Below are 26,264 nucleotides of genomic sequence, written 5' to 3' on the forward strand. Positions count from 1 at the left end.
CAGCCGCACCTCCCCTGTCGGCTCTGGTGGTGTCCAGCGGAGCCCCTACCATAGCCACCTCGCCCGTTAGCTCCGGATAAGCGGTTTTACGAGAAATTGATACGCGCTCATATGGCTGCGTCAGCACTTGCTCGGCGTCCTCATCCATCCCCTACCCCCGCGTAGTTCCCCACCCCCTCTAAACGCCCGGTCCCATCTGCGGGTTCCCGGCGGCAACGGATACAGTCACGCCCAGGCAACCACGGGGACAGGAGAGGGCCATTACCGGCAACCGGCTGACGAGCTGGGCGTTCGCCGACGCCTTTGTCGCCGAGGACGAGGCGCTGTACTGGGCCCGGGACCGGGCCCGGGAAGCAGGGCTGCGCTCGGTGTCGCCCGGCACGGGTGCCGCGCTGCGGCTTCTCGCCGCCACCGTGGACGCCAAGGCGGTCGCGGAGATCGGTACCGGAACCGGGGTTTCCGGAATCCATCTGCTGCACGGCATGCGGCCGGACGGCGTACTGACGACCGTGGACCCGGAGCCGGAGCACCAGCAGTTCGCCCGCCAGGCCTTCCGCGCGTCGGGCTTCGCCAGCAACCGGGCCCGCTTCATTCCGGGCCGTGCGCTCGACGTCCTGCCCCGGCTCGCGGACGCGGGGTACGACCTCGTCTTCTGCGACGGTGACCGGCTCGAATGCCTCGACTACCTCGCTGAATCGTTGCGCCTGCTGAGGTCGGGCGGGCTCGTCGTCTTCGAGGGCGTCTTCGCGAACGGGCGGACGGTGGAGTCGGGCCCGCAGCCCACCGAGGTGCTGCGGCTGCGCGAGCTGCTGCGCACGATCCGCGAGAGCCAGGAGCTGATCCCCTCGCTGCTGCCGGTCGGCGACGGCCTGCTGTGCGCGGTCAAGCGCTGAGCCGGTCTCACCCGGGCGAGCGCCGAAGCGACACCGAACCACTCTGACCTGCACCGATCCGCACCGACCTGTGCTGTCGCCGCATCCCCCACAGGGCGGCGCGGCGGCTCCGTACCCCTCGAAAGACAGCTGCCCCGGCATCGCGTTGATGCCGGGGCAGCTGAAGGGTATGGTCGCGTTCCGCGTTAGCCGACGACCTTCTTGAGGGCGTCGCCGAGCGCGTCGGCCTCGTCAGGGGTCAGCTCGACGACGAGCCGACCGCCGCCTTCGAGCGGAACGCGCATGACGATGCCCCGCCCCTCCTTGGTCACCTCGAGCGGGCCATCGCCCGTCCGCGGCTTCATGGCCGCCATGCTCGTTCCCCTTCCTGAAACCAGCTCATCGTCGCCGACGGCCCCACTGAAGGGCACGCGTCCACCCGTCGGACACGCGTCACCGGCATCGAACACATTGCTTCCCAGCCATTATCCCGCATCTCAGGACCCGATGACCAACATCAGTCGGCATCGCTTGCGCAACGCAGTTGAGCAAAACCACTCAATTCGGCGATGTGGCTGCGATACTCCGCCACTGCATGGACTTTCGGGCGCCGGAATTCTTTGACGCAGGTCACATGTACGAACGCCGCCGGTCATCGTGATCTCCGCCATGCTGTCCTCAGACCAGTGCGTACCGACGGGTACGCCGGAGCCGCGACACCGGAGGGGACCATCATGGCCGACACCGTGCTCTACGAGGTGAGCGACGGACTCGCGACGATCACGCTGAACCGCCCCGAGGCGATGAACGCGATGAACAACGAGACCAAGGTCGCCCTCCGCGAGGCGGCTCAGGCGGCAGCGGCGGACGACTCCGTACGGGCCGTGCTGCTCACCGCGGCGGGCGACCGGGCGTTCTGTGTGGGCCAGGACCTCAAGGAACACGTCGGCGGGCTGATGACGGCGCGCGAGTCCGGCTCGGGCGGGGGTGTCATGAGCACGGTCCAGGAGCACTACAACCCGATCGTGCTGGCCCTGACCGGGGCGGCGAAGCCGGTGGTGGCCGCGGTCAACGGTGTCGCGGCCGGCGCGGGTTTCGGGTTCGCGCTCGCCGCGGACTATCGCGTCGTCGCCGACACGGCCGCCTTCAACACGTCGTTCGCCGGTGTCGCGCTGACCGCGGACTCCGGGATCTCGTGGACGCTGCCCCGGGTCGTCGGACCCTCGCGTGCGGCTGATCTCCTGCTCTTCCCGCGCAGCATCACCGCTCAGGAGGCGTACGAGCTGGGGATCGCCAACCGCGTCGTACCGTCCGCCGACCTGGCCGCCGAGGCGGTGAAGGTGGCCCGGGGCCTGGCCGAGGGGCCCACTCTGGCGTATGCCGCGCTCAAGGAGTCCCTCGCCTACGGGCTCGCCCACTCGCTGGAGGAGACCCTGGAGAAGGAGGACGAACTGCAGACCCGGGCCGGGTCCTCCGAGGACCACATGATCGCGGTGCAGGCGTTCGTCAACAAGGAGAAGCCGAAGTACCTGGGACGGTGACGCTTCGCTTCGCCGGATCGGGCCGGATCAGGGGGTGCCGGCCCGGATCGGGCAGTACCGGCCCGGCGGGGCTGGTCGCGCGGTTCCCCGCACCCCTGCGGGGCGCCTCCCGTGACGCCTATGGGGCGCCTTTCCTGGACACGCAGTCCGTCAAGTGGTCGTCGACCAGGCCGCAGGCCTGCATCAGGGCGTAGGCCGTCGTCGGGCCGACGAAGCGGATGCCGCGCTTCTTGAGGGCCTTGGAGAGGGCTGTCGACTCGTCGGTCACGGCCGGGACGTCGGACAGCCCCTTCGGGGCCGGGCGCGCGGCCGGGTCGGGGGCGAAGGACCAGATCAGTTCGTCCAGCTCGCCCGGCGTCCATTCGGCCAGTACGCGCGCGTTGGCGACGGTCGCCTCGATCTTGGCGCGGTTGCGGATGATGCCCGGGTCGGCGAGGAGGCGCTCCTTGTCGGCGTCCGTGAAGGCGGCGACGTCGGCGATCTTGAATCCGGCGAAGGCGGTGCGGAAGCCCTCGCGGCGGCGCAGGATCGTGATCCAGGACAGGCCCGACTGGAAGGCCTCCAGGCACAGCCGCTCGTACAACGCGTCGTCGCCGTGGACCGGGCGGCCCCACTCCTCGTCGTGGTACGCCACGTAGTCCTCGGCCGACAGGGCCCAGGGGCAGCGCAGTGCCCCGTCCGGGCCCGGCAGGGCGTCGCTCACCGGTGGTCCTCGTCCGCGGGCTTGTCCAGGGAGGCGGCCGGGGTCGAGCGGGCGGAGCGGGCTCCGGCCAGCGCGGCCTCCAGGTCGGCGATCCGTGCGTCCCGCTCGGCCAGTTCGGCACCGAGGCGGCCCAGGGCGTCGTCCACGTCGGTCATGCGGTAGCCGCGCAGCGTCAGGGGGAAGCGCAGTGCCTCCACGTCGCCGCGGTGCAGCGGGCGGTCCGGGGGCAGCGGGTCCCGCAGGCGCTCCGGCGGCACCTCGGTGAGGGGGCCGCTGTCACCGCCCCCCACCACGGAGAGGGTCACCGCGCCGACCACGACGACGAGGGCGACGACCAGGAACAGGAACATGAACATCTCTGAGGTCCCCACGCATCGATGCCGACGCGGGGCGCGCCGACGCGGAAAGTGTCAGGCACCGATCGTGCCATGCCGCTCCGACGGTTAGGGTCACAGGCGGCGGAACGGCGACATCCGCTGTCGGCTACCGGGAGAGGTCACAGGGGATGCTCAGGCTGGGCAGGCGCGAGTTCGGCGCGCACGAGCCGGTGATCATGGCGATCGTGAACCGGACCCCGGACTCCTTCTACGACCAGGGGGCCACCTTCCGCGACGAGCCTGCACTCGCGCGCGTGGAGCAGGCGGTGGCCGAGGGTGCCGCCATCATCGACATCGGGGGCGTCAAGGCCGGGCCGGGCGAGGAGGTCACGGCCGAGGAGGAGGCGCGGCGGACCGTCGGGTTCGTCGCCGAGGTGCGGCGCCGCTTCCCCGACGTGGTCATCAGCGTCGACACGTGGCGGCACGAGGTGGGCGAGGCCGTGTGCGAGGCGGGCGCGGACCTGCTCAACGACGCGTGGGGCGGGGTCGATCCGCGGCTCGCGGAGGTCGCCGGGCGGTACGGGGTGGGCCTCGTGTGCACGCACGCCGGTGAGACCCAGCCCCGGACGCGTCCCCACCGCATCGCGTACGACGACGTCATGGCGGACATCCTGCGGGTGACGTCGGCGCTGGCCGAGCGGGCCGTGGCGGCCGGGGTGCCGCGGGAGTCGGTGCTCATCGATCCCGGGCACGACTTCGGCAAGAACACGCGGCACAGCCTCGAGGCCACGCGGCGGCTCGGGGAGATGGTCGAGACCGGGTGGCCCGTGCTGGTCTCCCTGTCCAACAAGGACTTCGTGGGAGAGACGCTCGACCGGCCGGTGAAGGAGCGGGTGATCGGCACGCTCGCGACGACCGCCGTGTCCGCGTGGCTGGGGGCCCAGGTGTACCGGGTCCACGAGGTGGCCGAGACGCGTCAGGTGCTGGACATGGTGACGTCGATCGCCGGGCACCGGCCACCGGCGGTGGCCCGGCGGGGACTGGCGTAGAGCCCGGTCCCGCCCCCGCCCGCCACGCCCCGGTGGGCGGGACGGGCGAGGGAAGAGGCCGTGCTACCTCCCCGCCTCCTTCGACACCAGGGCCACCGCCTCGTCCACGTCGTCCGTGAGGTGGAACAGCAGCAGGTCCTTCTCCGAGGCCTTGCCCTGGGCGATCAGGGTGTTCTTCAGCCAGTCCACCAGCCCGCCCCAGTACTCCGTACCGAAGAGCACGATCGGGAAGCTGGTCACCTTCTGGGTCTGCACGAGGGTGAGGGCCTCGAAGAGCTCGTCGAGGGTGCCGAGCCCGCCGGGAAGGACCACGAACCCCTGCGCGTACTTCACGAACATCATCTTGCGGACGAAGAAGTAGCGGAAGTTGAGGCCGATGTCGACGTACTGGTTGAGCCCCTGCTCGAAGGGCAGCTCGATGCCGAGGCCGACGGAGATGCCCTTCGCCTCGCAGGCGCCCTTGTTGGCGGCCTCCATGGCACCGGGGCCGCCGCCCGTGATCACGGCGAAGCCCGCCTCGACCAGTCCACGGCCCAGCGCGACCCCCGCCTCGTACTCGGGAGAGTCCGCCGGCGTGCGCGCCGAGCCGAACACGCTGATCGCGGGCGGGAGTTCGGCCAGTGTGCCGAAGCCCTCGATGAACTCCGACTGGATACGCAGGACCCGCCAGGGATCGGTGTGCACCCAGTCCGAGGGTCCGCCGGCGTCCAGCAGGCGCTGGTCCGTCGTACTCGCCTGCACCTGCTCCCGCCTGCGCAGCACGGGGCCCAGCCGCTGCTCCTCCGGTGGCTGCTTGCTGCCCTCGGGGTTGCCGGTAGCCATATCCGCTCCCTCCGCTTGGCGATCGTTCTTCCTCAGCGTAGATCTACGCGGGTCAAGGAGGGGGGAAGCGGGCATGTCCGCCACGAACCGCCACGGCACGGCCGCCGGACCGGGAGGCCGGGTCAGGCAGTCAGCCAGGCCCTCAGCCGCTCCTCGCCCGCCAGGATCTTCCCTGTTTCGACATGTTCGTCCCGCTTGTGTGCCAAGTGCGGATTGCCGGGCCCGTAGTTGACGGCCGGAACACCGAGGGCACTGAAGCGGGAGACGTCGGTCCAGCCGAACTTGGGCTGCGGGGTGCCCCCGACGGCCTCGATGAAGGCGGCCGCGGCCGGGTGGGACAGGCCGGGCAGCGCCGCGCCGCTGTGGTCGTCGACGACGAACTCGTCGACACCGCAGTCGGCGAAGACCTCACGGACGTGGGCGAGTGCCTCCTCCTCGCCGCGGTCCGGCGCGTAACGGAAGTTGACGGTCACCACGCACTCGTCGGGGATGACGTTGCCCGCCACCCCGCCCGAGATCCCGACGGCGTTCAGACCCTCGCGGTACTCGAGGCCGTCGATGACCGGGCGGCGCGGCTCGTAGGAGGCGAGGCGCGCGAGGATCGGGGAGGCCGCGTGGATGGCGTTGGAGCCCATCCAGCCGCGCGCGGAGTGCGCCCGCTCGCCCTTCGTCCGCAGCAGCACCCGCAGGGTTCCCTGGCAGCCGCCCTCGACCTGTCCGTCGGACGGCTCCAGCAGGACCGCGAAGTCGCCCGCCAGCCAGTCGGGGTGGGCCTCGGCCACATGCCTGAGGCCGTTCAGGTGCGCGGCGACCTCTTCGTTGTCGTAGAAGACGAAGGTGAGGTCCCGGTTGGGGGCCGGCACCGTGGCCGCGATCCGCAGCTGCACCGCGACGCCCGACTTCATGTCGCAGGTGCCGCAGCCCCAGAGCACGCCGTTCTCGTCCAGCCGTGAGGGCACGTTGTCCGCGATGGGCACCGTGTCGATGTGTCCGGCCAGGATCACGCGCTCGGCCCGGCCCAGGTTCGTCCGCGCGACGACGTTGTTGCCGTACCGGTCGACCGTGAGGTGCGGCAGGCCGCGCAGGGCGGTCTCGACGGCGTCGGCGAGGGGCTTCTCGGTGCCGCTCTCCGAGGGGAAGTCGACGAGCTGCGCGGTGAGCCGGGCGGCGTCCAGGGTGAGGTCAAGCGGGGTGTCGGCCATGCCGTCGACCCTAACGCGCCGGACCGTACGGGCCTCCCCGGCCCGGAGCCCGCCGCGGCCCCGGCGCCGCCACCGGACCTGCCCCCGGATCCCGCACCGGGCCTGTCACCGGACTGATGGCGTCGTCCCGCCGGCTTGTCCACAACCTCACAGAGCGCCGACCGTACTCTCCAGTACCTTGTACGGGTGCCAGAGCCGTCCACCACTCCAGCCACCCCCGTGCGCCGCGGTCGCTTCCTCCGTTTCGGATCGGCCCTCGTCGTTCTGCTCGGCGTCGCGGCGTACCTCACCGTGCAGTACCTGACCGGAGGGACCGGGGTGCCCAAGTGCACGGTGGTCTCGGGCAGAGGCGACGGCGCGTCGTACGAGTTCACGGCGGAACAGGCGGTGAACGCGGCGACGATCTCCGCGGTCGGCGCCAACCGCCGCATGCCCGAGCGGGCCGTCACGATCGCTCTCGCGACAGCGCTCCAGGAGTCCGCCCTGCGCAACATCAGCCATGGCGACCGCGATTCACTGGGGCTCTTCCAGCAGCGGCCCTCGCAGGGCTGGGGCACCGAGAAGGAGATCATGGACCCGACGTACGCGGCGGGTGAGTTCTACGAACACCTGGGCAAGGTGCCGGACTACACACGGCTGCCGCTCACCGTCGCCGCCCAGCGCGTCCAGCGCAGCGGCTACCCGGAGGCGTACGCGAAGCACGAGCCGGACGCGACGCTGCTCGCGGCGGCCCTGACCGGGCGCGCCGCCGCCACGCTAACCTGCGAGGGCCGCCCGGACACCCGTGCCGGCGGCCCGGAGGCGGTGCGCACGGCGCTCGTACGGGACTTCGGACGTGGGGTGTTCCAGGAGGCGGGCGCCGAGGTGGCCGCCACCCCGTCCGCCGCGAGCCCGGCCTCCCCGTCCACCGGGGCGAGCGGCTCGGGCAGTGCGCGCACGGTGACCGTGCCCGTCCCGAAGACCTCGGCCGCCGGAGGCGGGGAGCGGCAGCGCGGCTGGGCCCTCGCGCACTGGGCGGTGGCCAACTCCTCGGCGCTGCACCTCGAGCGGGTCTCGTACGCGGGCCGGGTGTGGACGGCGGGGAACACCCGGAGCGAGTGGCGGGACGACGACTCGGTCTCCCGGAACTCCACGGGCGAAGTCCGAATCGTCACTGGGCAGTAGTACGGACGATCACCCGTTGGGGTCACTCCCGGCGCGCCATGTCGACGGCTCGCCCCGATTTTCCCCCGGCCTGCGCCGCTCCTGTCCCGTGCACGGCAAATCCCTTGGGAACAAAGGGCCGTAGGGATTCGACGGACTTTCCCACCGGGTGTTCTTTGCCCGGGTTTCTCCACAGCCGATAATGCGACGCATTACCAACTCTTTACGTTGGGGCACCGCAACCTTCGCGGACTTCGAGCGGTAGTCACTGCGTCCGAGCCCGGAACGATCAACAGCCGGTCGATCGACAGCAGTCCGACAGCCAGTCGGTCAACTGCCGGGCACGGCGGAACACTTCATCGTTCTCTTCCGTCAAAGGAGCACCATGTCCCTCCCCCTGACCCGTCGGATCGCCCGTACCGCGCTGCTCATCGCAGCGGGAGTGGCGCCCGTGGTCGGTGCGGCCGGCTCCGCGAGCGCGGCCGCGCTGCCGGCCACCCCCGACCTCGGCGGGGTGACCGCGCTGGACACCGCGGGTACCACCGTCGACGGCGCCGCACAGAACGCCACCGGCCTGGCCGGCAACACGGGCGGCAAGGCCGTGAAGAAGGCCGTCCCGACCGCGGGCAAGACGGGCGGCAAGGCCGTCAAGACCGCGACGCCCGCCGCGCAGAAGACCGCCGGGGACGTCGCCGGGACCACGGGTGACGTGCTCGGTGACACCGCGGGATCCGCCACCGGCGGGGGCCTGCCGACCGACGCGGTCTCCAAGGGCGGGCTGCCGACCGAGCAGCTCCCGCTGAAGGGCCTGCCCCTCGGCTAGTCACCGGGACGGCACGGCGAAGGGGCCCAGGGAGTTTCCCTGGGCCCCTTCGCCCGTGTCCGGCGGGTCCGGCCCCGGGGCCCGCGGGAAGGGGCGCCGGTAAGGACTTCCCTAGCGAGGCGCCAGGCGCTGTACCGCCGCGCGTACGCGTTCGTCGGTCGCCGTCAGAGCCACGCGTACGAACGTGTCGCCCGCCGGGCCGTAGAAGTCGCCCGGGGCCACCAGGATGCCGAGGGCGGCCAGGTGGGCCACCGTGTCCCAGCAGGATTCGCCGCGGGTCGCCCAGAGGTACAGGCTCGCCTCGCTGTGCTCGATGCGGAAGCCGTGCCGCACGAGGGCGTCGCGCAGGAGCTGACGGCGGGCCGCGTAGCGCTCGCGCTGTTCACGGACGTGGGTGTCGTCGGCGAGGGCGGCGACCGTGGCGGCCTGCGTGGGCGCGGACGTCATCATGCCGCCGTGCTTGCGGATCTGCAGGAGGTCGCCGAGGACGGCGGGGTCGCCGGCCAGGAACGCCGCCCGGTAGCCCGCCAGGTTCGACCGCTTCGACAGCGAGTGGACCGCCACGATCCCCTCGTACGAGCCGCCGCACACCTCGGGGTGCAGGACCGAGACCGGGTCGGCCTCCCAGCCCAGCTCCAGGTAGCACTCGTCCGCGAGGACGAGGATGCCGTGCTCGCGCGCCCACGCGACGATCCGCTCGAGCTCGCCCGCGGAGAGGACCCGGCCCGTCGGGTTGGACGGGGAGTTGAGCCACAGCAGCTTCAGGCCGGCCGGGTCCAGCTCGGTGGGGTCGTCATAGGCCACGTGGTCCGCGCGGGCCAGCCGGGCACCGACCTCGTACGTCGGGTACGCCAGACGCGGGTACGCCACCCTGTCGCCGGGGCCGAGTCCCAGCTGCGTCGGCAGCCAGGCCACCAGCTCCTTGGAGCCGACCACCGGCAGGACGTTGCGGTGCGTGAGGTCCCGTGCGCCCAGCCGTCGCTCGCACCAGCCGACCAGCGCGTCCCGCAGCTCCGGGGTGCCCCACACCGTGGGATAGCCGGGCGAGTCGGCGGCCGCGACCAGGGCTTTCTGGATCAGGTCGGGCACCGGGTCGACCGGGGTGCCGACGGACAGGTCGACGATGCCGTCCGGGTGGGCGGCGGCCGTCGCCTTGAAGGGCTCCAGCTTGTCCCAGGGAAAGGCGGGAAGCCGGTCGGAGACTGCGGACACGGATGGTGCTCACTTTCCCGCACGGACGGCCCGTCCGTGCGCACGTGTGGCGCGTGCGGCAAACAGGGCGGTCCCGCACGGCGGTGTGGCCGTACGGGACCGGGGCGGCGCTCACCCGGCCACCGCCGGGCGGGGCCGCGAGCACACGGGCCGCCTACTGGTTCTGCGGCGGCAGCGCTGCGACGAAGGGGTGGTCGCGCTCGATGAGTCCCAGCTTGCTGGCACCGCCGGGCGAGCCGAGCTCGTCGAAGAACTCGACGTTCGCCTTGTAGTAGTCCTTCCACTCCTCGGGAGTGTCGTCCTCGTAGAAGATCGCCTCGACCGGGCAGACCGGCTCACAGGCACCGCAGTCGACGCATTCGTCCGGGTGGATGTACAAGGACCGGGAGCCCTCGTAGATGCAGTCGACCGGGCACTCCTCGATGCACGCCTTGTCCTTGACGTCGACACAAGGCTGCGCGATGACGTAGGTCACGCTGTCGTTCCTCCTCGATAGGGCGCTGGCGAGCCGTCTTCAGGCTCCGCCACCTGGCGCGCGGGAGCGCGGCGTCGTCGATGCCCGCACCTAGTATCTCCGTTCCTGGGCATGATCCGAACAGGAGGGTTGGACTGAGCTGTGGATTTCTCCGCACACTTCCGGCTTGAAGTTCGCGTTACCGCTGCTGACGTGGGAAAACGCGTCTCGGTGCGACGGTTGCGCGAAGGGGCTCCCGAGGGTGAGAAGTTCACCGACACGGTCGGTGTTCTCACATCATGGGACAACGGTGTGCTGCTGATCACACGCCGGTCCGGCGAGAGCGTCCGGATTCCGGAATCGGCGCTGGTGGCGGGCAAGGTCGTACCGTCCGCGCCCGCCCGGCGCAGAGGCCCCGCGGCCTCGTACGAGGAGCTGGCGCGCATCGCCGCGCGGGCCTGGCAGCCGGTGGAGCGGGAGCGGCTCGGGCAGTGGGAGCTGCGGGCCGCGTCCGGTTTCACCCGGCGCGCCAACTCGGTGCTGCCCCTCGGCGATCCGGGCGTGCCCCTGGACGAGGCGCTGTCACGCGTGCGGGAGTGGTACGCGGCCCGGGGGCTGCCCGCCTACACGCAGACCGCGACGGGCGCCGAGGGCACACAGGAGTCGCTGTGCGCGGACCTGGAGGCCCGGGGGTGGGTGCGCGAGGTGACAGCGGAGCTGTGGACCGGCGCGCTGGCGCCGGTGGGCGACCTCCCGGAGCCCGGACCGGAGCGGCGGGCCGTGCTGTCCCGCGAGGCGGACGAGGGGTGGCTGGGCCGCTACCAGCGCAAGGGGGTGAGCGAGGTGGCCCTGAAGGTGCTGGGCAGCGGTCCCTCGGTGTGGTTCGCGACCGTGCCCGGTGACGTGCCGGGCAGTCCGGCGGCGATCGGCCGCTGTGTGGTCGACGGCCGCTGGGCCGGGTTCGCCGCGGTGGAGGTGGACCCCGCGCTGCGCCGACAGGGGCTCGCCACCACCGTCATGACCGCTCTGGCCCGCCGGGCCCTGGACGAGGGTGCCTCGGCCGCCTGGCTCCAGGTGGAAGCCGGGAACGAGGGAGCACGGGCGCTGTACGCGGGGATGGGTTTCGCCGCCCATCACGCGTACCACCACTACCGCGAGCCGGCGGGGGCCCCGGCCCCGCAGGAGGCAGCCTCCGCGAGGGGCGCGGGGAACTGCGCGACCGGCCACGACGCTCCCGCACCCGGCCACCCCGCGGACGCACCCCGCACAGGCCTCGACACGCTCCGCGGGGAACTGCGTGGCGGAGCCACGGACCGGTATCGATCGGCGTGAAAGGGCACGAAGCAGCTATGCGTCCTCTTCATCCTCCCGGGCCGGAGCGGAGCGCCGAGTGGCGGCGGCGGTTCGGCGACGAGGCACGGGCCGAGCGCCCCGACCTGTCGGCCCTGTGTCTGCTGGTGGGCGCGCAGGCGGACGGGGAGGTGACCGAGGCCGCTCTGGACGCGGCGCAGATCGAGCTGGACCGGCTGGCCGGGCAGCTGCCCTTCCGGCCCGGCGGGACGCGGCGCTGGGCCACGGTGCTCGCGGAGCACCTCGGCGGCCGTCTCGGGTTCCGCGGTACGCCCGGTGACTACCAGCGCCTGGACTCCTCCCTGCTGCACGAGGTGCTGCGGCGGCGCCGCGGGCTGCCCATCCTGCTCTCGGTGGTGTGGATGGAGGTCGCGCGAAGGGCCGGGGCGCCCGTCTACGGGGTCGCCCTGCCCGGTCACTTCGTCGTCGGCTTCGGTCCGCCCGAGGAGCAGGTCCTAGCCGACCCCTTCGACGGCGGCCGGGTCCTGACCGGGACCGACGCCGACCTGCTGGTGGCCGGGGCCACCGGAGCACCCCTCGACCCGTCGATGCTGTCGCCCGCCGATCCGCTCGACGTCGTCCTGCGCATCCTCAACAACATCCGTGCCTGGGCCGCCGCCCGTCCCGAGCGCTCGGACGTCGCCCTCTGGGCCGTAGATTTCTCGCTCCTGCTGCCCTCGCACCCGGCCCGCCTGCGCTACGAGCGTGCCCAACTGCTCGTCCAGCGCGGCGACTTCCTCACGGGCGCCACGGAACTGGACTCGTACGCGGAGATCGTGGCCGCCGTCGACGAACCGGCGGCCGACCGGGTACGACGCCAGGCCCACGCGGCCCGCGCGATGCTCAACTGAAACCCCCTCACGACGCCTTGGCCGCCAGCAGTTGCAAGGCGCCTGCCACCGACCGGAGGAAGGCGGCGCACGCGGGGGCGCTGCACGGCAGTTCCGGATTCCAGGACTCCACCGCGGCGGCCGAGGTCAGGGCGCGCCAGTCGGGCACGGCCGCCAATTCGTCTGGTGGGGTGGCGTTTGCGCGAGCGTCCGCCAGGACCAGGTCGGGGGCGAGCCCCACCGCGTGCTCCCACGTCGTCGTGGCCCAGTTCGCGCCGCCCGCGCCGGGGTCGGCGAACTCCACGCCCAGTTCGGCCAGATGACGCAGCTCGGACCAGGCACGGGGACGGGCGAGATGCACCTGACCGGGCCCTGCCGCCGACAGCGCGAGCACCTTCAGCGGAACCGGGACCACCGACCGCACGGCTTCCTCGGCGGCCGCCAACTCGTCCTCACCATCGGCCTGTTCACCCCCGAGCGACCGGGCCAGTTCGGCGAAGCGCGCCAGGATGCGGGGCAGCGGGGTGTCGCCGCCGACCGCGAGGGCGACCACCGGCGCGCCCGCCCGGCCGGCCGCCGCCTCCGTGACCGCGTACGGTTTCTCGCCGTCGTACGTGACGTCGACGACCAGATCGGGCCGTACGGAGCGAAGCGACCCGGGAGTCCCCTCGGCGGAAGGCCGGTGGAGCGCCGCCGGGTCGTCGAGCCCTTCACCCGTGCCCAGGTACGGGACCTCGGCGAGTGAACCCGACGTGACCCGGTCCGGCTCGTCGTCACGGTCGTGGCCGGATCCGTGGACCCCGACGGGCCTCGCTCCCAGGTCCCGCAGCGCCGCGCCCGCTCGTACGTAGGCGGCGACCCGCTCGGGCCGTCCGGCGCGTCGAACCGTGATCCCCCGGTCGTCCGTGAACTCCCAGCCCATACGGCACCCGCCCAGCGCGGCCCGCTCGGGCAACGACGAGGCGGAGGTCCGGACGGGACAAGGGGGCACCCGGCCATCACCGGGTGCCCCCTCGACGGGCCGAAAAGCTAGTGCCTCGGCACTAGCTGGGGTCGGTCTCGATCACGCCGACACGGTCCGCCGCCGTCTTGCCGACGAGCGCCGGGCGCAGTGCGCCCACCACGTCCTGGGGGGTCACGGCGGTCTTGTTGCCGTTGCCCCGCGTGATCAGCACACCGTCGAACGCGCCGCCGTACAGCTCCTTCAGCGCGGCCAAGTCGTAGTAGTCGACCAGTTTGCCCCCGTCGGTGGCCTTGACGCCGAGGAACTTCCACAGGGAGTTCTCGGGGCTGAACTGGACCACCGCCGAGCCCGCCTTGACGGTCACGAGACCCGACATCGCCGGCTCTGCGAACTCCTTCATCATGCGGTCGACCTCGGCCTTGGTGACCTTGGGCTCCTTGGCCGTGGTGGGCACCTTCACGGCGGCCGACTTCCCGGTCTCCACCTGCGTGCGGTACGCCGTCTCGACGGCCTCCGTGGAGCGGCCGATGTCGATGCCCTTGCCCGCCTTGCCGTAGACGGCGACGGCCTTGCCCGACTCGAACTTGATCGTGCCCTCGGTCGCCGAGCCGGAGCCGCCCGCGGCCCGCTCCAGGGCGGCGGCGAGCTTCTCCTCGTCGACCGGCATCACCGGGGCGACGACCCGCTCGTTGCCGAACAGGGAACCGATCACCGAGACGGGGTTGTAGTCGCTGCCCGCGGCGGCCCGCACCGTGGCCTGGCTGTCGAGCTGGAGCCCGGCCTGGTCCGGCTTGAGCGCGACGGTGTCGCCGTCGACCGAGAGCTGGAGCGCCTTGGCCGCAGGCGCCTTGAAGGCGTCGTCGAGCTTCTGGACGGCCTCGTCACGGGTGCCGCCGCCGATGTCGACGCCGAGCACGCTGGTGCCCTTGGGCACGTCGGAGTGGTTCATGAGCAGTCCGGCGCCGTACGCGAGGCCGCCCAGGGTCACCACTCCGGTGACCAGGAGCACCAGTTTGTTGCGCCCCTTCTTCTTCTTGGGCCGCGAGGCGGCGGGCGCGGCCGGCGAGACCGGGTCGGGCAGCTTCGGGGGCTGGTGCGGCTGCGGTCCGTCGGAGTGCGCGCCCGGTCCGAACGGAGAGTTCGGGGCCGGGGGCACGACGGGGATGCCGCTGGTCAGGGTGTGTCCCGAGACATTCTCACCGGCGCCGCCGTAGCCCTGCGCACCCGGTTCGGGCGCGGGCTTCTGCGGGGTGAGGATCGCGGTGTCGTCGCTCATCACGCCACCGGGGCGGCCGGTCCCGGCGGGCCCGCCGGGGAAGGCGGAGCCGCTCTGGGCACCCTTGCCACCGGGGAATCCCGAGACGTCCGGACCGCCGGGAGCACGATGGGCACCGGGACCGCCGGGCGCGCCTGGCCCGCCGGGGCCGCCGGGGCCGCCGGGCGCACGATGGCCGCCCGGACCGCCGGGGAATGCCGCGCCGCCGGTGCTGCCGGGGTGACCCGGGCCGCCGGAGCCGCCAGGGCCCCCGGGGAAGCCCGGACCGCTCGGGTCGCCCGCGCCGCCGCGGGTGCGCGGGCCGCCACCGGGGCCGCCGGGGGTTCCCGGGCCGCCGGGACCGCCCGGAAGACCGGGCGCCGCCAGTGGCATGTCCCCGGTGACCGGGCCGCCGGTCGGACCCGAGGGCCCGCCCTGGCCGCCGTTGGAGAAGTACGGGAGCCCGTCGCGTCGCGGCTCGCCGCCGCCGTCGCCCGCCGGGTACGGGGAGCCGGTCGGACCGGAGCCCAGCGGTCCCGACGCCAGCGCCCCGGACACGTCGAAGGAACCGGTACCGCCGCCGTGACCGGGCGCCACCGGGCCGGTGCCGCCCGCGCCGGGCAGCCCCGCGCCGTTGGTACCGCCGGACCTGGCGCCACCGGGCCGGGCCGTGCCACCGGCACCGGGGCCCTTGGGCGCGCCGCTGCCGCCCGGCCGCGCTCCGGGCCCGCCGGAGGCGCCAACTCCCGCACCGGCGCCCGTCCCCGGGCCCTGCGCACTCAAACCGGCGGACATTCCGGCGCCGTTGGTACCGCCACCGCCCGGGCCGCCCTTCGGCGCACCGGACTTGCGGGGAGCGAACCACTCGCTCGTCTTCTCGTCGGTACCGGCGACGGGCAGCGCGTGGGACCCCGTGTCGGAGTCCACGGGCCCGCCCACACCGGCGGGCGGCCCCGCGTCCGCGGCGGCCGGTCGCGACGCACCTGTGGCGTCGGAGGACTCGCCGCTCGCGACGGTCGTGCGCATGACGACCGGCGGAATGGGCCGGGATCCGGGGATGTTGATCCGGATCCGCGTCGTCAGCGTGGTCTCGGTCTTGGGCTGTTCCGGCCGCTCGGCGGCGGAACGTGCCGCGTCGGCGGCGGCGTCGGAAGCCATGGGCGTTCCGTACGGCGGAGTCCCCGACGGGTATGCGGTTCCGCCGCGCCCGTTGGGCCCGGAGGACGAACTGTCAGTTTCACGACTCAAGGCAGGTTCTCCTGGTTGGCTCCACCGCCCGGTTACTCGACCTCGATTCGGGCGGCTCGGCGGCGCGCACCACCATACTGGCCACTTGTCGCACACGCTTTACGGCCGTCGGGGAAACCCACACCGGACTTGCACCTGCCCGCTGTGGCGAAGTGGTACGTCACTTGCCAAGTCGGGCGGCGGGCCCGCCTGGTTGCCGCCCCGCGCCAAGGGTGGCGCACATCACAGCCACGGCCATGCCGCCGAGCAGGAAGAGGTAGGACCCGGCTCCCGCGGCGAAGAGGAAGTCGCCCTCGGGACGGCTGGCGGTGAGGAGGATGACGGCGATCATCCAGCCGGCCGCGGGCGCGACCGCCCCGCCCCGGCCGCCGGTCGCGCGCACCCCGCCCAGGAACAGCCCCGCCGCGCCGGCCAGCGCGAGCACCAGCCCGCCCGGGAACCAGCCCGACTGGACCAGGGCCCCGGCCGCCGCGACCACGGCTCCGAGCACGAAGAGCCCCAGGTGAGCGGCGGCCCGGGAGAGCGAGGGCAGTGCCGGCGGCTGGGCCAGCAGGCTTCCCTGGCCCGGCTTGTTCGTTGCGCTCATCGGACATACACCTCAGTACGCATCAGGTGTCCCCCACGACTCATCGGACACCCTCTTCGATGATCCCGGCGAACAGATCCGTCTCCCGCGCCGGGCCCTCCCTCTCGCCGCGCACCAACTCGTAGTACTCGGTGGTGAACAGCGGCTGAGCGAGGTGGTTGGAGAGCGCGAACCACGGTTCGGCGACCTCGATCTGCGTGGCGTGGGCCCGCATCGCGGCGGCTTTGGCGGCGGCGTGGGCGGTTCCGTCGATCTCCGTGGTGATCGCGGAGTCGTCCACCACGCCCGGCACGTCGTCGACCGCGGCACAGGCCGGGAACGGCAGTTCGTCGAGCACGTCCTTCAGCCGGGCGAAGCCCTCTTCGGCGACGGAGCGCGGCACGCGGTTCCAGTAGATCTTCGCGACGGTCCACGGTTCGCCGAGGCCGGGCCCGAAGTCCGGCTCGGCCGCCAGGTCCGCGGCCCGCATGGCGACGCGGTGGGTCTGGATGTGGTCCGGGTGGCCGTACCCGCCGTCCGGGTCGTAGGTGACGAGGACCTGGGGGCGCACCTCGCGGATCACCCGGACCAGCTCGGCGGCGGCCTCGTCGACGTCCGCCCGCCAGAAGCAGCGGGGGTTGTCGTTCTCCGGGACGCCCATCATCCCGGAGTCCTGGTAGCGGCCTGCGCCGCCGAGGAAGCGGGCGTCACGCACCCCCAGCTCACGCATCGCTCCGGCGAGCTCCGCCATGCGGTGCTCGCCGAGGGCCTCGCCCGACAGCTGGGCGAGCTCGGGCGGGATGACCTCGCCCTGCTCACCCAGCGTGCAGGTGACCAGCGTGACCTGGGCTCCCGTGGCCGCGTACCGGGCCATGGTCGCGCCGTTGTTGATCGCCTCGTCGTCCGGGTGCGCGTGCACCAGGAGCAGACGCCCAGCGGGGCGGGAGGGGGCGTTCCCCGGCCGGAGGCTGGTGGAGGGCAGTTCCGTCATGGGACCACCCTACGAGGCGGGTCAGAACTTGATGTCCCCGATCATGCCGGCGATGTTCGTGGTCAGGTCGTTGATGGTCGGCGCGATCGTCGAACTGGCCAGGTAGAAGCCGAACAGGACACAGACGATGGCGTGAGGCGCCTTCAGTCCTGATTTCTTGATCAGGATGAAGACGATGATCGCCAGCAGCACTACCGCCGAAATCGAAAGTGCCACGGCGGCTCACCTCCAAAGATCCCAGGGACACGGGGGGCGGGGTCGGACAATGGGGGCAGTAAATCCATACAGCGGCCAGCAGGTTGATACCCACGCAGCGCTAGTGATCATAACTATTCGTGCGTGCGCATCGATCGGCGCACGGCCGCACAAGGGGGCGCATGGCCAATATGGTCGGAGCATGACGACCGAGCCTCTCTCCTTTCCGCGCCGGCAGGCGCGCACCCTGCGTTTCACGCTGGGCGCGCCCCGCGCGTTCACCGTGGCGCCCGACGGTTCGCGGGTCGTGTTCCTGCGGTCCTCGTCCGGCACGGACCGGGCGAACCAGCTGTGGGTCCTCGACGTGGCGGGCGGCAAGGAGCGTCCCGCCGCCGACCCGGCGGCGCTGCTCAAAGGCTCCTCGGAGCGGCTCTCGGCGGCGGAGCGGGCCCGGCGCGAGCGCAGCCGCGAGGGCGGGGCGGGCATCGTCGGCTACGCCACCGACGCGGCCGTGGAGTTGGCGTCCTTCGCCTTGTCGGGACGGCTGTTCACCGCGGAGCTGAGGGCCGGAACGGCACGTGAGCTGCGGGTTCCCGGGCCTGTACTGGACCCCCGCCCTTCTCCCGACGGACGGTTCGTCGCGTACGTCGCCGGAGGCGCCCTGCGCGTCGTCGGCGCCGAGGGCGAGGGCGACCGGGCGCTCGTGGAGCCCGAATCGGACACGGTCACCTACGGGCTCGCCGAGTTCATCGCGGCCGAGGAGATGGGCCGTTCGCGCGGCTTCTGGTGGTCGCCCGAGTCGGACCGGCTGCTGGTCGCGCGGGCCGACGACGCTCCCGTACGCCGCTGGTGGATCGCCGATCCGGCGCATCCCGAACGGGAGCCGCAGCAGGTCGCGTACCCGGCGGCGGGTACCGACAACGCGGACGTGCGGCTCTTCGTCGTGGGGCTCGAAGGGGCGCGTACGGAGGTCCGGTGGGACCGGGCCCGCTACCCCTACCTGGCGCGGGTGCACTGGTCGTCGGCCGGTGCGCCGCTGCTGCTGGTGCAGGCCCGCGACCAGTGCAGCCAGCTGTATCTGGCCGTCGACCCGGACACGGGGGCGACCCGGATGGTGCACGCGGACGAAGATCCACAATGGCTTGATCTTTTCCCCGGTGTGCCCAGCTGGAGCCCGAGCGGACAGCTCGTGCGGATCGTCGACGAGGGCGGTGCCCGCGTGCTCGCGGTGGGCGAACGGCCGCTCACAGGACCGCAGTTGCACGTACGCGCCGTGCTCGACGTGTCGGACGACGACGTGCTGGTGTCCGCGTCGGCCGGCGAGGCGGCGGCCGACGCGGAGATCGGAGAAGTGCACGTCTACCGGGTCAACGACCTCGGTGTGGAGCGGGTCTCGCAGGAGCCCGGTGTGCATTCGGCGGTGCGGGCGGGCGGCGTGACGGTCCTCGTGTCGGCCGTGCCCGACCGGCCGGGAGCCCAGGTCCAGGTGGTGCGCGACAGCGACCGCAGGGGGCGCGGGGCGACGATCGGCAGGGGGCGCGCGGCGACGGTGGCCTCGCTGGCCGAACACCCCGGGCTGAGCCCGCGCGTGACGCTCACGGAGGCGGGCGAGCGGCGCGTGCCGTGCGCCGTTCTGCTCCCCACCGGCTACACGGACGGCCCACTGCCGGTGCTGATGGACCCGTACGGCGGGCCGCACGGGCAGCGCGTGCTGGCCGCGCACAACGCGTACCTCACCCCGCAGTGGTTCGCCGACCAGGGCTTCGCCGTGGTCGTGGCGGACGGGCGGGGCATGCCGGGCCGCTCGCCGGCCTGGGAGAAAGTGATCAAGGACGATCTGGCGGCGGTCGTCCTCGACGACCAGATCCACGCGCTCCGGGCGCTCGCCGAGCGCTTCCCGCTGGACCTGGGCCGGGTGGCGATCCGCGGCTGGTCGTTCGGCGGTTATCTCGCGGGGCTCGCGGTGCTGCGCCGCCCCGACGTCTTCCACGCGGGTGTGGTGGGCGCGCCGGTCACCGACCAGCGGCTGTACGACACCCACTACACCGAGCGGTACCTGGGCGATCCGAACCGGCAGCCCGAGGTGTACGCGGCGAACTCGCTGCTCGACGACAACGGCCTGGTGGGGGCCGCCGAACCGGCCCGGCCCATGATGATCGTGCACGGTCTCGCCGACGACAACGTGGTGGTCGCGCACTCGCTGCGGCTGTCCTCCGCGCTGCTGGCGGCCGGCCGTCCGCACGAGGTGCTGCCGCTGTCCGGGGTCACGCACATGACCCCGCAGGAGCAGGTCGCCGAGAACCTGCTGCTCCTTCAGGTGGACTTCCTGCGGCGCGCTCTCAAACTGGCCTGAACAGCGATACTCCACCGAGCACGGCAACCCTCAATTGAGGAACCACGACGAAGCACCGGCCAGGTCCGCGAGAGCGGCGCCGGTTCAGGCGCAAAGGGGGGTGCGACCGGCCGGGGAAACATGGCGCGCCCCGGCCGGTCTACGGCACCCGCACGGCCGTACGCTGTTCAGACTGACGCGTCCGTATATCGGAATCGGGTCGGCCAAGTTGCCTGCGTGTTAACGAAGTTGATGCGCATTTGTCATGCTATTCCGGCTCGTCCCCCGGCTCGTCCGGGATCTTGCCCAGGTTCGTGCCCGGAGTCGTGTACGGAGTTCCGCCCCTGCCCTCGTCCGGGCCCCTGTCCGTCTCCGGCGTCTCCGGCGGGACGACCTGCTTCTCCTCCGCGAAGTGGCACGCCGACTCGTGGGCGGCCGGACCGCCCTCGTACCGGAACTCCGCGGGCACCGCGAGCAGCGGGACCTCCAGGGCGCACCTCTCCCTGGCCTTCCAGCAGCGGGTGCGGAAGCGGCAGCCGGAGGGGATGTCCGCCGGCGAGGGCACGTCGCCGAAGAGGATGATCCGCTCCCGGTGCTCGCGTGCCTCCGGGTCCGGGACGGGCACGGCGGACAGCAGGGCCTGTGTGTAGGGATGCGTCGGGTGCCCGTAGATCTCGGCCTCCGTGCCGGTCTCCACGATCCGGCCGAGGTACATCACGCCGACCCGGTCGGAGATGTGCCGCACGATCGACAGGTCGTGCGCGATGAACACGTAACTGAGGTCGAACTCGCTCTGGAGCCGGTCCATCAGGTTGATGACCTGCGCCTGCACGGACACGTCGAGGGCGGAGACCGGCTCGTCCGCGACGATGATCTCGGGGCGCAGGGCGAGACCGCGCGCGATGCCGATGCGCTGGCGCTGGCCGCCGGAGAACTGGTGCGGATAGCGGTTGATGTACTCCGGGTTGAGCCCGACCACGTCCAGCAGGTCCTGGACCTTCCGGCGCCGGTCCCCCTTGGGCGCGACCTCGGGGTGGATCTCGTACGGCTCGCCGATGATGTCGCCGACGGTCATACGGGGGTTGAGCGAGGTGTACGGGTCCTGGAAGACCATCTGGATGTTTCGGCGGACGGCCTTCAGCGCGCGGCCGGACAGCTTGGTGACGTCCTCGCCCTTGTACCTGATCTCGCCCGCGGTCGGCCGCTCGAGGTTGACCAGCATCTTGGCGACGGTGGACTTGCCGCAGCCGGACTCCCCGACGATGCCGAGGGTTTCTCCGGCGCCGAGTGCGAAGTCGACTCCGTCGACGGCCCGGACCGCGCCCACCTGCTTGCGGAACAGGACTCCCTGGGTGAGCGGGTAGTGCTTGACGAGGCCGCGCACCTGGAGGATCGGCTCGCCCACCGGGGCGTCCCGGTACTCGGCCACCGCTCCGCTCCTCCGCTCAGCCATGGAGGCACTCCCTCCAGAAGTGGCAGGCGCTCACACGGTCCGTGCCCGCCTCGGTCACCTCGTACAGGGGCGGCACGTCGGTGCGGCAGACGTCCTGGGCCATGGGGCAGCGCGGGTTGAAGGCGCAGCCCGGTGGGATGTTCATGAGGTTCGGCGGCAGTCCCTTGATCGCGTAGAGCTCCTGGCCCTTCTGGTCGAGCCGCGGGATCGACTCCAGGAGGCCCTTGGTGTAGGGGTGCGCCGGGGCCTTGTAGATGTCGTGGACCGGGGCGGACTCGACGATCCGGCCCGCGTACATCACGGCGATGCGGTCGGCGACGTCCGCGACCACGCCGAGGTCGTGGGTGATGAGGATGAGCCCCATGTTGAGCTCGCGCTGGAGCTCGGCGAGCAGGTCCATGACCTGGGCCTGGACGGTGACGTCGAGGGCGGTGGTGGGTTCGTCGGCGATGATCAGGGCGGGTTCGAGGGCCAGCGCCATCGCGATCATGATGCGCTGGCGCATGCCGCCGGAGAACTGGTGGGGGTAGTCGCCCACGCGGGAGGCCGCGCCCGGGATGCGCACCCGGTCCATCAGTTCGACCGCCTTCGTCCTGGCGTCCTTCCTGGACATGCTCTGGTGGACGATGAACATCTCGCCGAGCTGGGCGCCGACGCTGAGCACCGGGTTCAGGGACGACAGCGCGTCCTGGAAGATCATCGCCATCCGGGCGCCGCGGACCTTGCGCCGGTTCTCCTCCTTGAACTTCAGGAGGTCCTCCCCCTGGAAGAGGACCTCGCCTGCGGTGATCTTCCCGGGCGGGGTGTCGAGGATGCCCATGATCGCCTGTGCGGTCACGGACTTGCCGGAGCCGGACTCGCCGAGCACGGCGAGCGTCTCGCCCTCGTCCACGCCGTAGGTGACGCCGTTGACGGCCTTGGCGACGCCGTCGCGGGTCCTGAACTCCACGTGCAGATCGCGTACTTCGAGCAGCACGGCGGTCACCTCAGCTTCGGGTCGAGGGCGTCGCGCACCGCGTCGCCGAGCATGATGAACGCGAGGACGGTGACAGCGAGGGCGCCGGCCGGCCAGAGCAGCGCGTGCGGCGCCGTGCGGATGTACTGGGACGCCGAGGAGATGTCGATGCCCCAGCTCACCGTGGGCGGCTTCAGCCCGACACCGAGGTAGGACAGGGTCGCCTCCAGCGAGATGTACGTACCGAGCGCGATGGTCGCGACGACGATGACCGGGGCGATGGCGTTGGGCGTGATGTGCCGCAGCATCATCCGGGAGTTGGAGGCGCCCAGCGCGCGGGCGGCCTGGACGTAGTCGTTCTGCTTGGTGGAGATGACGGACGCGCGGGCGATGCGGGAGAGCTGCGGCCAGCCGAGCAGCACCATGAAGCCGATCACCGGCCAGACCGTGGAGCTGGTGACCACGGAGAGCAGCACCAGGCCGCCGAGTACGACGGGGATCGCGAAGAAGATGTCGGTGACGCGGGAGAGGATCGCGTCCGAGGCCCCGCCGAAGAACCCGGCGAGGCCACCGAGCAGCGAGCCGAGGATCGCGACCCCGAGCGTGGCGCACACACCGACGGTGACGGACACCCGGGCCCCGTACACCGTGCGGGTGTAGACGTCGCAGCCCTGGCCGTTGTAGCCGAAGGGGTGCCCCGGCTGGGAGCCCTCCTGGGCCTTGGCGAGGTCGCACTTGAGGGGGTTGCCGGAGGCGATCACCGAGGGCCACAGGGAGATGAAGAGCAGGAACAGGATGACGAGCCCGGAGATGATGAAGACGGGGTTGCGCCGCAGGTCGCGCCAGGCGTCGGACCACAGGGAGCGGGCCCGTCCGTCCGAGGGCTCCGGCCCGTGCGGACCGCCGGGGGTCTTCTCCAGCGAGGTGGCCTCCTGGGTCGCCAGGTCCATCGCGCCGCCCATGCCCGTCGCGGCGATGGCACCGTCCTCCGGGGCGCGGCCCCCGCCCGACAGGTGCGGCTCGGGCGGCATCGGTTCAGGCATAGCGGATCCTCGGGTCGAGTACGGCGTACAGAAGGTCGACCAGCAGGTTGGCCATCAGGAAGACGAGGACGAGGACGGTCACGAAGCCGACGACGGTCTGGGTGTTCTGGCGCAGGATGCCCTGGTAGAGCTGGAAGCCGACGCCGTGGATGTTGAAGATCCGCTCGGTGACGATCGCGCCGCCCATCAGGGCGCCGATGTCGGTGCCGATGAAGGTGACCACCGGGATCAGCGAGTTGCGCAGCAGGTGCCGGGTGATGACCCGGCGCCGGGGCAGGCCCTTGGCGACGGCCGTACGGACGTAGTCGGCGCGCCGGTTCTCCGCGATGGACGTCCGGGTCAGCCGGGTCACGTACGCGAGGGAGACGGACGCGAGGACCAGGCCCGGCACGATCAGCTCGTTGAAGGGGGCCTCCGGGGAGACGGACGGACTGATCCAGCCCCACTCGACACCGAGCAGCAGCTGGAGCAGCAGACCGGTGACGAAGGTCGGCACGGAGATGACGACCAGGGTGACCAGCAGGACGCCGGTGTCGACGGGACGGCCGCGGCGCAGTCCGGTGACGACGCCCAGCGTGATGCCGATGACGACCTCGAAGAGGATCGCCACGACGGTGAGCCGGATGGTGACCGGGAAGGCGGTCGACATCAGCTCGGTGACCTCCTGCCCGTTGAACGCGGTGCCGAAGTCGCCGGTGAAGACGTTCCCCATGTAGGTCGCGTACTGCTGCCACACGGGCTTGTCGAGGCCGAACTCCTTGCGCAACTGGGCGGCCGTGGCGGGGTCGCACTCCCGGTCGCCGCACAGGCCCGCGATGGGGTCGCCCATCACGTTCACCATCAGGAAGATCAACAGGGTGGCGCCGAAGAAGACCGGGATCATCTGCAGCAGACGCCGGATCACGTACCGTCCCATGAGGGCTCCGGATGTAGGCGGGGGCACCCGTGTGCCGACGGGTGCCCCCGCGGCTCAGCTGACCTTGATCTCGTTGTAGACGGGGAGGCTGAACGGGTTCAGCGCCACGTCGGTGATCCGCTGCGAGTAGCCGGCGCTGCCGTTCTGGTACCAGAGCGGGATGGCGCCCATGTCGTCCCGCAGGACCTCCTCGGCCTGCTGGAACAGCTCGACGGCCTTGGCCTGGTCGGTCTCCGCGTTGGCCTCGTCGACGAGCTTGTCGAACTCGGCGCTGGTCCACTTGCCGTCGTTGGACGAGGCGTTGGTGTAGTACAGCGGCTGCAGGAAGTTCTGGATCAGCGGGTAGTCCATCTGCCAGCCGGCCCGGAAGGGGCCCGACATCTTGGACTGGGTGATCCGGTTGCGGAAGTCGGCGAAGGTGCCGACGGGGTTGCCGACGCAGGCCTTGTCGTTGTCCAGCGCGTTGTTGACGGAGTTGCAGACGGCGTCCACCCACTCCTTGTGGGAGCCGGTGTCCGCGTTGTACGAGATCTTGACCTGGCCGCCGGGCAGCCCGCCGCCCTCCTCGATCAGCTTCTTGGCCTCGTCGGGGTCGTACTCGCAGGCGTCACCGCACAGCCCCTCCTTGAAGCCGCCCGCCTCGCCGAGGACGGGCGAGGTCCAGTCGGTGGCGGGGGTCCGTGTCTTCTGGAAGATGGTCTCGGTGATCTGCTTGCGGTCGATGGCCCGGGACAGGCCCGTGCGGACCTTCTCCATGCCGTCCTTGTCCCAGGCCTTGTCGTAGAACGGGAAGGCGAGGGTCTGGATGATGCCCGCGGGCGTGTTGATGTACCGGTCGCCGAGGTCGCTCTTGGCGTTCTTGAGCTGGGAGGCGGGCACGTCGTCGACGAGGTCGAGGTTGCCGGCCATCAGGTCCGTGTAGGCGGTGTTGTTGTCGGTGTAGACCTTGAGGTCCACTCCGCCGTTGCGGGCCTTGTCCTCGCCGGGGTACTCGCCCCACTTGCGCATCTTCATCACCGAGCCCTTGGCGTACGAGTCGACGACGTACGGGCCGTTGCCGACCGGCTTCTTCAGCCAGGCGTCGTGGTCGTCGAAGAACGCCTTGGGCAGCGGCGAGAAGGCCGCGTAGCCGAGGGTGTCGGGGAAGGTCGAGAACTTCTGGTTGAGCTTGACCGTGAAGGTGTTCTCGCCGGTGACCTTCAGACCGGAGAGGGTGTCGGCGGTCTGTTTGCCGCCGTCCTCGGGGTGGACCTTGTCGTAGCCGTCGATGTACCCGAAGAAGTACGCGTTCTTCTGGTTGTTCTTGAGGCCGGCGCCGTAGTTCCAGGCGTCCACGAACGACTTGGCGGTGACGGGCTCGCCGTTGCTGAAGGTCCAGCCGCTCCTGACGGTGACGGTGAAGTTCTGGGAGTCCGTGGTCTCGATCTTCTCCGCGAGCATGTCGTTGGCCTTGCCGGTCTTGGCGTCGTAGCGCTTGAGACCGCGGAAGAGCATGTCGAGGACCTTGCCGCCCTGCACCTCGTTGGTGTTCGCCGGCTCCAGGGGGTTCTGCGGGTCGCCCCACGAGGAACTGAGGATGCCGGAGCCGTCGCCGCTGCCGCCGCTGTCGCCACCCCCGTCGTCCCCACAGGCCGTCGCGGCGAGCGCTACCGCCGCCGCGCATGCGGCCCATCTGGCGTGCGTGGCTCCACGCATGGAGTGCCTCCTCTTCGGTGCGCTGCGGCTCCGGCGCCGTAGCCATAAGCCTTTAGCGCCCAATATCGGTCCAGAATTCTCATAGCGCACATTCACTCCCTCCTTCCGGGTGGAGGCATCCGCCGGATGTACGCATCGCGCGCCCCTGACGGACGCACGCATGGCGCGACACGTGGACCGCATAGCGAACCGCACTTTGGTCATGGCACTCCCAAGCCGGGCCAAGCGGCGACCAGCCCCGGGTCAAACTGCAAAAGACCAGATCAAGGGCGTCAACGATTCATTGACGCCGGGCGAACGGCGTTGAAATGGTCGCGCTAGCCCGTGGGTCGAA

The 26,264-nt window shown here is 71.5% G+C and carries 24 protein-coding genes and 1 pseudogene; 8 read left to right on the forward strand and 17 right to left on the reverse strand.

All coding sequences use genetic code 11. From position 1 onward, the window contains the following. The first annotated feature begins 194 nt into the window (after positions 1 to 194). Positions 195 to 893: an O-methyltransferase gene (locus tag O1Q96_RS38605; protein ID WP_269253895.1), complete on the forward strand. Its 699-nt coding sequence runs from the start codon at positions 195 to 197 to the stop codon at positions 891 to 893. 185 nt (positions 894 to 1,078) lie between these two features. On the opposite strand, the gene O1Q96_RS38610 is transcribed toward O1Q96_RS38605, so the two are convergent. Further along, positions 1,079 to 1,246, reverse strand: coding sequence for a DUF3117 domain-containing protein (locus O1Q96_RS38610; protein WP_003966491.1), 168 nt, complete (start codon positions 1,244 to 1,246; stop codon positions 1,079 to 1,081). A 360-nt stretch (positions 1,247 to 1,606) separates the two neighbouring features. On the opposite strand from O1Q96_RS38610, the gene chcB reads away from it, so the two are divergent. Then, on the forward strand, positions 1,607 to 2,413 hold the full coding sequence (chcB, locus tag O1Q96_RS38615) for a 2-cyclohexenylcarbonyl CoA isomerase (protein ID WP_269252533.1): 807 nt from the start codon (positions 1,607 to 1,609) through the stop codon (positions 2,411 to 2,413). Positions 2,414 to 2,531: 118 nt separating this feature from the next. Here the strand turns inward: chcB and O1Q96_RS38620 are convergent, their stop codons facing one another. Both O1Q96_RS38620 and O1Q96_RS38625 read right to left on the reverse strand, forming a co-directional pair. Then, positions 2,532 to 3,116: a DNA-3-methyladenine glycosylase I gene (locus O1Q96_RS38620; RefSeq protein WP_269252534.1), complete on the reverse strand. Its 585-nt coding sequence runs from the start codon at positions 3,114 to 3,116 to the stop codon at positions 2,532 to 2,534. After that, positions 3,113 to 3,472: a DivIVA domain-containing protein gene (locus O1Q96_RS38625; protein ID WP_269252535.1), complete on the reverse strand. Its 360-nt coding sequence runs from the start codon at positions 3,470 to 3,472 to the stop codon at positions 3,113 to 3,115. The genes O1Q96_RS38620 and O1Q96_RS38625 overlap by 4 nt, the downstream gene beginning before the upstream one ends. Before the next feature lie 149 nt (positions 3,473 to 3,621). On the opposite strand from O1Q96_RS38625, the gene folP reads away from it, so the two are divergent. Then, positions 3,622 to 4,482, forward strand: a complete 861-nt coding sequence (gene folP, locus O1Q96_RS38630) for a dihydropteroate synthase (protein WP_269252536.1) — start codon at positions 3,622 to 3,624, stop codon at positions 4,480 to 4,482. A 63-nt stretch (positions 4,483 to 4,545) separates the two neighbouring features. On the opposite strand, the gene O1Q96_RS38635 is transcribed toward folP, so the two are convergent. Together O1Q96_RS38635 and dapE are read right to left on the reverse strand one after the other, a co-directional pair. Beyond that, positions 4,546 to 5,304 carry an LOG family protein gene (locus O1Q96_RS38635; protein WP_269252537.1) on the reverse strand — a complete coding sequence of 253 codons (759 nt, stop codon included), beginning with the start codon at positions 5,302 to 5,304 and terminating at the stop codon, positions 4,546 to 4,548. Between the two features lie 122 nt (positions 5,305 to 5,426). Continuing rightward, positions 5,427 to 6,506, reverse strand: coding sequence for a succinyl-diaminopimelate desuccinylase (gene dapE, locus O1Q96_RS38640; protein ID WP_217454300.1), 1,080 nt, complete (start codon positions 6,504 to 6,506; stop codon positions 5,427 to 5,429). A 186-nt stretch (positions 6,507 to 6,692) separates the two neighbouring features. On the opposite strand from dapE, the gene O1Q96_RS38645 reads away from it, so the two are divergent. Together O1Q96_RS38645 and O1Q96_RS38650 are read left to right on the forward strand one after the other, a co-directional pair. Continuing rightward, entirely contained in the window at positions 6,693 to 7,670 is a 978-nt protein-coding gene (locus O1Q96_RS38645) for a VldE C-terminal domain-containing protein (RefSeq protein WP_269252538.1), read from the forward strand. 364 nt (positions 7,671 to 8,034) lie between these two features. Beyond that, positions 8,035 to 8,472: an ATP-binding protein gene (locus tag O1Q96_RS38650; RefSeq protein WP_269252539.1), complete on the forward strand. Its 438-nt coding sequence runs from the start codon at positions 8,035 to 8,037 to the stop codon at positions 8,470 to 8,472. Between the two features lie 111 nt (positions 8,473 to 8,583). Here the strand turns inward: O1Q96_RS38650 and O1Q96_RS38655 are convergent, their stop codons facing one another. Then, complete coding sequence (locus tag O1Q96_RS38655; protein WP_269252540.1) at positions 8,584 to 9,684, reverse strand: bifunctional succinyldiaminopimelate transaminase/glutamate-prephenate aminotransferase; 1,101 nt, start codon at positions 9,682 to 9,684, stop codon at positions 8,584 to 8,586. A 154-nt stretch (positions 9,685 to 9,838) separates the two neighbouring features. Then, positions 9,839 to 10,159 carry a ferredoxin gene (gene fdxA, locus O1Q96_RS38660; protein WP_019058397.1) on the reverse strand — a complete coding sequence of 107 codons (321 nt, stop codon included), beginning with the start codon at positions 10,157 to 10,159 and terminating at the stop codon, positions 9,839 to 9,841. 141 nt (positions 10,160 to 10,300) lie between these two features. Here fdxA and O1Q96_RS38665 point away from each other — a divergent pair. Further along, positions 10,301 to 11,302: pseudogene (locus O1Q96_RS38665) on the forward strand (GNAT family N-acetyltransferase); the annotation flags it as partial. Between the two features lie 185 nt (positions 11,303 to 11,487). Beyond that, positions 11,488 to 12,339 (forward strand): transglutaminase-like domain-containing protein, encoded by an 852-nt coding sequence (locus tag O1Q96_RS38670; RefSeq protein WP_269252542.1) that lies wholly within the window; start codon positions 11,488 to 11,490, stop codon positions 12,337 to 12,339. Between the two features lie 7 nt (positions 12,340 to 12,346). Here O1Q96_RS38670 and O1Q96_RS38675 read toward each other — a convergent pair whose 3' ends face one another. The 5 genes from O1Q96_RS38675 to O1Q96_RS38695 all read right to left on the reverse strand — a co-directional run bounded on the left by O1Q96_RS38675 (position 12,347) and on the right by O1Q96_RS38695 (position 17,557). Further along, positions 12,347 to 13,273: a TroA family protein gene (locus O1Q96_RS38675; protein ID WP_331276090.1), complete on the reverse strand. Its 927-nt coding sequence runs from the start codon at positions 13,271 to 13,273 to the stop codon at positions 12,347 to 12,349. 88 nt (positions 13,274 to 13,361) lie between these two features. Beyond that, positions 13,362 to 15,785, reverse strand: a complete 2,424-nt coding sequence (locus O1Q96_RS38680) for a hypothetical protein (protein WP_269252543.1) — start codon at positions 15,783 to 15,785, stop codon at positions 13,362 to 13,364. Positions 15,786 to 15,945: 160 nt separating this feature from the next. Beyond that, the gene (locus O1Q96_RS38685; RefSeq protein ID WP_269252544.1) at positions 15,946 to 16,371 is read right to left on the reverse strand and encodes a DUF6113 family protein; all 426 of its coding nucleotides are present in this window, start codon (positions 16,369 to 16,371) and stop codon (positions 15,946 to 15,948) included. A 40-nt stretch (positions 16,372 to 16,411) separates the two neighbouring features. Next, positions 16,412 to 17,341, reverse strand: a complete 930-nt coding sequence (mshB, locus tag O1Q96_RS38690; RefSeq protein WP_269252545.1) for an N-acetyl-1-D-myo-inositol-2-amino-2-deoxy-alpha-D-glucopyranoside deacetylase — start codon at positions 17,339 to 17,341, stop codon at positions 16,412 to 16,414. A gap of 21 nt (positions 17,342 to 17,362) precedes the next feature. Further along, the gene (locus O1Q96_RS38695) at positions 17,363 to 17,557 is read right to left on the reverse strand and encodes a hypothetical protein (protein WP_055611106.1); all 195 of its coding nucleotides are present in this window, start codon (positions 17,555 to 17,557) and stop codon (positions 17,363 to 17,365) included. A gap of 181 nt (positions 17,558 to 17,738) precedes the next feature. Between O1Q96_RS38695 and O1Q96_RS38700 the strand changes: the two genes are divergently transcribed. Then, positions 17,739 to 19,889, forward strand: coding sequence for a S9 family peptidase (locus O1Q96_RS38700; RefSeq protein WP_269252546.1), 2,151 nt, complete (start codon positions 17,739 to 17,741; stop codon positions 19,887 to 19,889). 247 nt (positions 19,890 to 20,136) lie between these two features. On the opposite strand, the gene O1Q96_RS38705 is transcribed toward O1Q96_RS38700, so the two are convergent. From O1Q96_RS38705 to O1Q96_RS38725, 5 genes are read right to left on the reverse strand one after another with little or no spacing between them, the layout of a single operon-like run. Continuing rightward, entirely contained in the window at positions 20,137 to 21,321 is a 1,185-nt protein-coding gene (locus tag O1Q96_RS38705) for an ABC transporter ATP-binding protein (protein ID WP_269252547.1), read from the reverse strand. Beyond that, the gene (locus O1Q96_RS38710) at positions 21,314 to 22,297 is read right to left on the reverse strand and encodes an ABC transporter ATP-binding protein (RefSeq protein ID WP_269252548.1); all 984 of its coding nucleotides are present in this window, start codon (positions 22,295 to 22,297) and stop codon (positions 21,314 to 21,316) included. The genes O1Q96_RS38705 and O1Q96_RS38710 overlap by 8 nt, the downstream gene beginning before the upstream one ends. Positions 22,298 to 22,302: 5 nt before the next feature. After that, positions 22,303 to 23,319 carry an ABC transporter permease gene (locus O1Q96_RS38715; protein WP_269252549.1) on the reverse strand — a complete coding sequence of 339 codons (1,017 nt, stop codon included), beginning with the start codon at positions 23,317 to 23,319 and terminating at the stop codon, positions 22,303 to 22,305. After that, on the reverse strand, positions 23,312 to 24,235 hold the full coding sequence (locus O1Q96_RS38720) for an ABC transporter permease (protein WP_269252550.1): 924 nt from the start codon (positions 24,233 to 24,235) through the stop codon (positions 23,312 to 23,314). The genes O1Q96_RS38715 and O1Q96_RS38720 overlap by 8 nt, the downstream gene beginning before the upstream one ends. 54 nt (positions 24,236 to 24,289) lie before the next feature. After that, on the reverse strand, positions 24,290 to 25,930 hold the full coding sequence (locus tag O1Q96_RS38725; RefSeq protein ID WP_269252551.1) for a peptide ABC transporter substrate-binding protein: 1,641 nt from the start codon (positions 25,928 to 25,930) through the stop codon (positions 24,290 to 24,292). Between the last annotated feature and the right edge of the window lie 334 nt (positions 25,931 to 26,264).

Source organism: Streptomyces aurantiacus, assembly GCF_027107535.1.
Taxonomy (GTDB): Bacteria; Actinomycetota; Actinomycetes; order Streptomycetales; family Streptomycetaceae; genus Streptomyces.

Bases quoted from the DNA above. Each gene is read 5' to 3' on its own strand.
- O1Q96_RS38610 (WP_003966491.1), bottom strand. From the start codon at position 1,246: ATGGCGGCCATGAAGCCGCGGACGGGCGATGGCCCGCTCGAGGTGACC.
- chcB (WP_269252533.1), top strand. From the start codon at position 1,607: ATGGCCGACACCGTGCTCTACGAGGTGAGCGACGGACTCGCGACGATC.
- O1Q96_RS38625 (WP_269252535.1), bottom strand. From the start codon at position 3,472: ATGTTCATGTTCCTGTTCCTGGTCGTCGCCCTCGTCGTCGTGGTCGGC.
- folP (WP_269252536.1), top strand. From the start codon at position 3,622: ATGCTCAGGCTGGGCAGGCGCGAGTTCGGCGCGCACGAGCCGGTGATC.
- O1Q96_RS38635 (WP_269252537.1), bottom strand. From the start codon at position 5,304: ATGGCTACCGGCAACCCCGAGGGCAGCAAGCAGCCACCGGAGGAGCAG.
- dapE (WP_217454300.1), bottom strand. From the start codon at position 6,506: ATGGCCGACACCCCGCTTGACCTCACCCTGGACGCCGCCCGGCTCACC.
- O1Q96_RS38650 (WP_269252539.1), top strand. From the start codon at position 8,035: ATGTCCCTCCCCCTGACCCGTCGGATCGCCCGTACCGCGCTGCTCATC.
- O1Q96_RS38670 (WP_269252542.1), top strand. From the start codon at position 11,488: ATGCGTCCTCTTCATCCTCCCGGGCCGGAGCGGAGCGCCGAGTGGCGG.
- O1Q96_RS38685 (WP_269252544.1), bottom strand. From the start codon at position 16,371: ATGAGCGCAACGAACAAGCCGGGCCAGGGAAGCCTGCTGGCCCAGCCG.
- mshB (WP_269252545.1), bottom strand. From the start codon at position 17,341: ATGACGGAACTGCCCTCCACCAGCCTCCGGCCGGGGAACGCCCCCTCC.
- O1Q96_RS38700 (WP_269252546.1), top strand. From the start codon at position 17,739: ATGACGACCGAGCCTCTCTCCTTTCCGCGCCGGCAGGCGCGCACCCTG.
- O1Q96_RS38705 (WP_269252547.1), bottom strand. From the start codon at position 21,321: ATGGCTGAGCGGAGGAGCGGAGCGGTGGCCGAGTACCGGGACGCCCCG.
- O1Q96_RS38715 (WP_269252549.1), bottom strand. From the start codon at position 23,319: ATGCCTGAACCGATGCCGCCCGAGCCGCACCTGTCGGGCGGGGGCCGC.
- O1Q96_RS38720 (WP_269252550.1), bottom strand. From the start codon at position 24,235: ATGGGACGGTACGTGATCCGGCGTCTGCTGCAGATGATCCCGGTCTTC.
- O1Q96_RS38725 (WP_269252551.1), bottom strand. From the start codon at position 25,930: ATGCGTGGAGCCACGCACGCCAGATGGGCCGCATGCGCGGCGGCGGTA.